The 6256-nt window shown below is 34.7% G+C and carries 7 protein-coding genes; 6 read left to right on the top strand and 1 reads right to left on the bottom strand.

Annotation, left to right across the window (positions count from 1 at the left end; translation table 11 throughout):
- The 6 genes from ACTB1H_RS08785 to ACTB1H_RS08810 all read left to right on the top strand — a co-directional run.
- The coding region (locus ACTB1H_RS08785; protein ID WP_463262470.1) for an alpha/beta fold hydrolase at positions 1–281 on the top strand (281 nt) is incomplete at its 5' end.
- A 14-nt stretch (positions 282–295) separates the two neighbouring features.
- Positions 296–1168: a branched-chain amino acid ABC transporter permease gene (locus ACTB1H_RS08790; protein WP_463262471.1), complete on the top strand. Its 873-nt coding sequence runs from the start codon at positions 296–298 to the stop codon at positions 1166–1168.
- Between the two features lie 10 nt (positions 1169–1178).
- On the top strand, positions 1179–2204 hold the full coding sequence (locus ACTB1H_RS08795; RefSeq protein WP_463262472.1) for a branched-chain amino acid ABC transporter permease: 1026 nt from the start codon (positions 1179–1181) through the stop codon (positions 2202–2204).
- Positions 2197–2994 (top strand): ABC transporter ATP-binding protein, encoded by a 798-nt coding sequence (locus ACTB1H_RS08800; RefSeq protein WP_463262473.1) that lies wholly within the window; start codon positions 2197–2199, stop codon positions 2992–2994. The genes ACTB1H_RS08795 and ACTB1H_RS08800 overlap by 8 nt, the downstream gene beginning before the upstream one ends.
- Positions 2994–3713, top strand: coding sequence for an ABC transporter ATP-binding protein (locus ACTB1H_RS08805; RefSeq protein ID WP_463262474.1), 720 nt, complete (start codon positions 2994–2996; stop codon positions 3711–3713). Before ACTB1H_RS08800 ends, ACTB1H_RS08805 begins: the two co-directional genes overlap by 1 nt.
- A 17-nt stretch (positions 3714–3730) precedes the next feature.
- Complete coding sequence (locus ACTB1H_RS08810; protein ID WP_463262475.1) at positions 3731–4969, top strand: ABC transporter substrate-binding protein; 1239 nt, start codon at positions 3731–3733, stop codon at positions 4967–4969.
- A gap of 38 nt (positions 4970–5007) precedes the next feature.
- Here the strand turns inward: ACTB1H_RS08810 and ald are convergent, their stop codons facing one another.
- Entirely contained in the window at positions 5008–6129 is a 1122-nt protein-coding gene (gene ald / locus ACTB1H_RS08815; RefSeq protein WP_463262476.1) for an alanine dehydrogenase, read from the bottom strand.
- Between the last annotated feature and the right edge of the window lie 127 nt (positions 6130–6256).

A 6256-nucleotide genomic window follows, 5' to 3' on the forward strand; every position in this document is an offset into this window, starting at 1 on the left:
TGTGCTCTTCCGATCTTGTAAGATTAGTAGACAGTGCTGAAAATTTGGACATAAGAGAAGAAATAAAAGAAATTGAAGTGCCTACTCTTATTATAAGCTCAGAATATGACATAACCACTCCTATTAGATATCAAAAGATAATTCACGAAAAAATAAAAAATTCAAAGTGGGTGTTGATAAAGGGAAGTGGGCATGCAAGCATGTATGAAAAACCACATGAATTTAGTGCTAATATATTAGGATTTATAAACACCTACAATGAAGAAATAAAAATAGTCTAAAGGGGTGAGAATTAATGGACATATTCGTACAAATATTGCTCAACAGTTTAGAAACGGGAGGAATATATGCTCTGGCAGCTTTGGGTATAATACTCATCTTCAGGACATCAGTAACCACAAACTTTGCTCAGGGAACAATTAGTATGTTCAGTGCTTTTTTCGCAACAGTCGTGTTAATGATAACTGGCATATCACCAATACTAGCAGCAGTTGTCGGCATGATATTTGCGTTAATACTAGGTATATTGGTAGATTTTTTCGTAATATCAAGAGCTCAGAAAGTAAACCCTGTTTCAAAGCAGATAATAACCTTAGGTCTAATCATGATATTTCTTGGGCTAGCTCCAATGCTTTTTGGAACCGATCCATTACAATTTCCTAGATTTATTTACGGTTCTCACAGCTTTTTTGGGGCAACGATATCATATAATGCGATATTTAATATTATAGTTGGCTTGATACTGATGGGGATTTTATTCTTCGCTTTGCAGAAAACGAAATGGGGGCTTTCAGTAAGAGCAACTGCATCAAATGATATAGTCGCTAGAATGATGGGGATTCCGACAGCATCGGTAACTAGAGCATCTTGGGCAATAGCAGCTTCTTTAGGAACATTAGCTGCATTGATGTTAGCGCCTACAAATAGTGTAAATCTATCTATGATGGACACAGTGCAAGTAACAGCATTATTAGCATGCATTTTAGGAGGATTTACTTCCTTTTATGGAGCTGTTATAGCTGCTTATTTGATAGGTTTTGCTAGCAATTTGATATCATTTTATATATCGTCGATTTGGAGTGATTCAATTTTATATTTACTAATATTGATAATTATATTGATTAAACCTACTGGCCTATTTGGCAAAAAAGTAGTAAAGAAAGTTTAGAGGTGAGAAAATGAATAATAAATTAACTAACTTTTACAAATTACACAAGCCATATACTCAATTTTTATTATTTGGTATCATTCTTTCTTTCTTGCCTCTGTTAGTAAGCTTAGGGATTGTTAAATACTCACTTTTGACTACTGTTGCTAGTATATTGATATATTCAATAGTTGCATTAGGATTAAATTTACTTCTAGGTTATTCTGGATTAATATCTCTTGGAACAGCAGGATTTATGGGGATGGGGACTTACCTAACAGCATTTATAACAGCTGATTTAGGTTTGCCTTTTGAATTGGCACTGATAATATCAGTTGCTGTACCTATGCTTATAGGGGTTTTAACCGGTTTAGTGTCTTTAAGGATAGAGGGATATTATTTAGCGATTGCAACTCTAGCTATATCTGAAATCTTAAGAAAAGTTTTTATTGAGTTTGATTTTATTACAAATGGATTTTCAGGCAAACAAGCACAATATCCTAAATTATTAGGTTTTTTGCAGCTAGATAGAAATGGGACATATATACTGATAGTCTTCTTTTTAATACTTGTAATGGTAATGATGCACAATCTAGTAAACAGCCATACGGGAAGAGCACTTTCTACTATGAGAGGCAGTGAAGCAGCTGCTAGTGCAATGGGGGTAAATATCTATAGACATAGGCTTTTATCTTTTGCTATAGCTGTAGCCTTTTCAGCATTAGGTGGAGTATTGTATATGCACTTTGTTAGATACACATATCCTAATGCTTGGATTTTGATGTTATCATTAAACATTCTAGCTGTTATAGTAATTGGTGGAATTAGAAGCATATCAGGTACTGTATTAGGTGCATTTATAGTTTTTGGAGTTCCGGACTTAATTTTAAAAAGATTACCAGTCATAGGAAGTATCGACGGTGCAGCATATATATTTAATGGAGTATTGATAATATTAGTTATTTTGTTTTACCCTAATGGTTTAATTAACATTAGGTATGACATTCAGAGAAATTTACGAAAGCTTTTTAAGAAAGGAGAGGAAATCAATGGATAATATGAATAATAAAGTACTCAAGATTGAGAACCTCTCCATTGCTTTTGGCGGCTTAAAGGCAGTAGATGATTTATCCTTCGACATTAATGAAGGTGAGATATTTGGGCTTATTGGGCCAAATGGAGCAGGAAAAACAACTGTGTTTAATTGCATTACACAGTTTTACAAGCCTGATGAAGGGAAGATTTATTTTAAGAATAATAAAGGTGAAGTAGAAGATTTAGTTGGAGTAAAAACTCATGAGATAATAGGAAAAGGCCTAGTAAGAACATTCCAAAACATTGAACTAATAAGGGAATTGACTGTAGTTGAAAATGTAATGGTAGGAGCTCATATTGATTTTAAGGCTTCATTATTTAATCAATTCTTTAGATTAAAAAAGACTAGGGAAGAAGAGGCAAAAATAAGGAAAAGAGCAGAAGATATACTAGATCACATGGGGCTTTTAGCAATAAAGGATATGTTAACAGCAGGGCAACCTTATGGAGTTCTTAAAAAAATTGAACTAGCAAGAGCTTTGATGCTAAATCCAAAATTAATAATTTTAGATGAACCTGCAGCGGGCTTAAACGATACAGAGACACTCTCTCTAGTTAACTTAATAAGAGAAATAAGAGATGAGAGAAATTGTTCAATACTGTTGATAGAACATGATATGAAATTTGTAAATGGTTTATGTGATAGAATATGTGCTATCAACTTTGGAAAGCTTCTTGCGATTGGAACTCCTCAAGAAATTCAAAAAAATCAGGAAGTCCAAATTGCCTATCTTGGAAAGGAGGACGACTAATGAATGAGTGTCTTGGAATTAAAAATTTAAAGGTCAATTATGGAAGTATAGAAGCTCTAAAAGGTATAGACATATCAGTTAAAGAGGGGCAGATAGTTGCACTTCTTGGCGCAAATGGAGCAGGTAAAACCACTACATTGAGAAAGATTTCTGGCATATTGGAAGCCAAAAGTGGAAATGTACAATTCTTCGGAGAAGATATTACTAATTTGCCACCTCATAAAATTGCTGCAAAAGGGATTATTCAGTCTCCAGAAGGAAGGCAAGTATTTAGAGATCTGACTGTTGAAGAAAATCTAATGGTGGGGGCCTATACCGTTAAGAGCAATAAAGAGGTAAAAAATAATTTCGAAAGAGTTTATTCTTATTTTCCTGCATTAAAAGAAAGGAAAAATCAGATATCTGCGACATTATCTGGTGGAGAGCAACAAATGCTAGCTATAGGAAGAGCTTTAATGGGTAGTCCCAAGCTTTTATTATTAGATGAGCCATCCCTAGGGCTTGCGCCCTTGATTGTAAAAAATATATTTCAAATCATTAAAGAAATCAGAAATGATGGGACGACAGTATTATTAGTTGAGCAGAATGCATTACAAACACTTAAAATAGCTGATTATGCTTATGTGTTAGAAGTAGGCAAAATCGGGATGGAAGGGAGTGCTGAAGAGCTTAGAAATGATAGTACATTAATTGAAGTTTATTTGGGAGGAAAAAATTAAAAAATGGAGGTATTAAAATGAATAAAAGAATTTCTATTATCTTGGTTTTAGCAATGCTTTTGTCAACATTAGCCGGATGTACAGGTGGTAATGAATTAGCGCAAGGTGTTACAGATACTACAGTAAAAGTAGGAAACACTGCAGCTACTTCTGGTGCTTTTGCAGCAGTAGGGGTACCTTTTAATGCAGGTATAGAAGCGTATTTTAAAATGGTAAATGATGCAGGTGGAGTAGATGGAAGAAAAATTGAATTTGTCCACTATGATGATGAGTTTGACCCAATAAAGGCGACTACATTTACTGAAAGACTAATAAATGATGACAAAGTGTTTGCTATTGTTGGACACTTTGGAACACCAACTATAGGAGCAACATTAGATTTACTAAAAGAAACAGGAATACCAGCAGTTTATTTTGCTGCAGGGATAGCAGCTTTATATAATGAAGATGCTACTACTCCTGAAAAAGGCAAAGGATTATTCCCAGTACAACCTATTTATGTAACGGAAGGTAGATTAATAGTTGCTAGAGCAATAGAAGAACACAATGCTAAAAAAATAGGTGTAATCTACACAAATGATGATGCTGGTAAAGATTTATTAGCTGGTGTAGAAAATCAAGTAGAAAAACTAGGTGGAGATTACGTTGTTGTAAAAGAGCAAGTAAATCCAGGAGCAACAGATGTATCAAGCCAAGCATTAAAGATGAAAAATGAAAATGTTGATGTAATAGTAGCTGCATCTATTCAAGCAACACTTCCAACAATCATAAAGGGACTAATAGCTCAAGGAGTTAACAAACCTGTATTTACAACATATTCAAATGCAGATGCTACAACAATAGCTAACTTCCAAGCTGATTATGCGACTGCTGCAAACAAATTCCCTATATATTCAAATGCATGGGTAGATTTGAGCAATCAAGAAGAAGTAGATGAATTTGTACAAGGAATGACAAACTTCGGTAAACCTGAGTATGCTGCAAATGCGTTTTCAATGGCAGGATGGATTGCTGGATATTTCTTCGTAGAAGGTCTTAGAAGAGTTGAGGGAGAAACACTTAATTGGGAAAATTATATAAATGGAATGGAAAAAGAACCATTTAAAATACCAATGGGCGGAACAGTTGATTTTGCTAATGGCAAGAGATTAGGTACTCAAGCAATGTCACTATTAAAAGTATCAGATGATGGCTCAGCTTGGGAAGTTGTAAAACCTGTAGAAGATTTAAATGTTATATTAGATAGAGTTCAATAGAAAATGAAAAGCCGCATGATTAGTCATGCGGCTTTATATTAGATACCTAGTACTTCCTCAACTGGAGTATAAGGCATATCAAATGCTTCTGCTACTGATTTATAAACAATTTTACCATCTATAACATTTGCACCTTTTCTCAATGGTTCCTCATCTATCAAAGCTTTTTTCCATCCTTTGTTGGCAATTCTAACTGCATATGGTAAAGTTACATTTGTCAATGCAAAGGTTGATGTTCTAGGAACAGCACCAGGAATATTTGCAACTGCATAATGAATTACATCGTGTTTTACAAATATTGGATCAGCATGAGTAGTAGCATGATCTATAGTTTCAACACAACCACCTTGGTCTATAGCCACATCGACTATTACACTTCCTGGCTCCATTTGTTTAACCATTTCTTCGGTTATTAATTTAGGAGCTTTTGCCCCAGGGATAAGAACGCCGCCTACAACTAAATCTGCTGTCTTGATAACTTGAGTTAAGTTGTAATTATTTGAATACAAGGTTTCAATGCTTCCCATAAACACTTCGTTTAGATATCTTAATCTATCAACATTGATATCTACAACAGTAACTCTTGCACCAAGACCAACAGCTCTTCTAAGTGCTGCTGTTCCAACAATACCAGCACCTACTATAACTATATGAGCTGGAGGAACACCTGTTACCCCGTCTACTAAAACACCTTTTCCACCTTTTGATTTTTCTAGGTAAATTGAGCCTTCTTGAATAGCCATTCTACCAGCTACCTCACTCATAGGTGTCAATAAAGGCAATGATCTATCTGGATTTTGTACTGTTTCATATGCGATTGCTACTACACCTGATTTAGCAAGTTCTTTTGTCAATTCTTCATCTGCTGCTAAATGGAGATATGTGAATATTATCAAATCTTTTCTAAAGTACTGATACTCTGAAGGAAGTGGTTCTTTTACCTTCATTATCATATCTGCTTGTTCCCAAACCATTTTAGCTTCAGGGAGTATTTCAGCCCCTTGTGCTTTGTAAGATTCATCACTAAAACCTGAACCTAGACCAGCATTTGTTTCAACTAATACTTTGTGCCCAGCTCTTACAAGTGCATCAACACCAGCAGGTGTTATAGCGACACGATTTTCTTGAGCTTTTATTTCTTTAGGGACTCCTACAATCATTTATAAAGCCTCCTTTATTATTTATAATTAGCTCGTTGCAAAACTCTACAACTCGCATATTTACTGCCTTTTTTTATATTGAAATGGCTAGATTCCCCCCATTTTGGGTATATATACAGTGTAAAAA

The sequence above is a fragment of the Soehngenia sp. genome (assembly GCF_055108775.1).

Bases quoted from the DNA above. Each gene is read 5' to 3' on its own strand.
- ACTB1H_RS08790 (WP_463262471.1), top strand. From the start codon at position 296: ATGGACATATTCGTACAAATATTGCTCAACAGTTTAGAAACGGGAGGA.
- ACTB1H_RS08795 (WP_463262472.1), top strand. From the start codon at position 1,179: ATGAATAATAAATTAACTAACTTTTACAAATTACACAAGCCATATACT.
- ACTB1H_RS08800 (WP_463262473.1), top strand. From the start codon at position 2,197: ATGGATAATATGAATAATAAAGTACTCAAGATTGAGAACCTCTCCATT.
- ACTB1H_RS08805 (WP_463262474.1), top strand. From the start codon at position 2,994: ATGAATGAGTGTCTTGGAATTAAAAATTTAAAGGTCAATTATGGAAGT.
- ACTB1H_RS08810 (WP_463262475.1), top strand. From the start codon at position 3,731: ATGAATAAAAGAATTTCTATTATCTTGGTTTTAGCAATGCTTTTGTCA.
- ald (WP_463262476.1), bottom strand. From the start codon at position 6,129: ATGATTGTAGGAGTCCCTAAAGAAATAAAAGCTCAAGAAAATCGTGTC.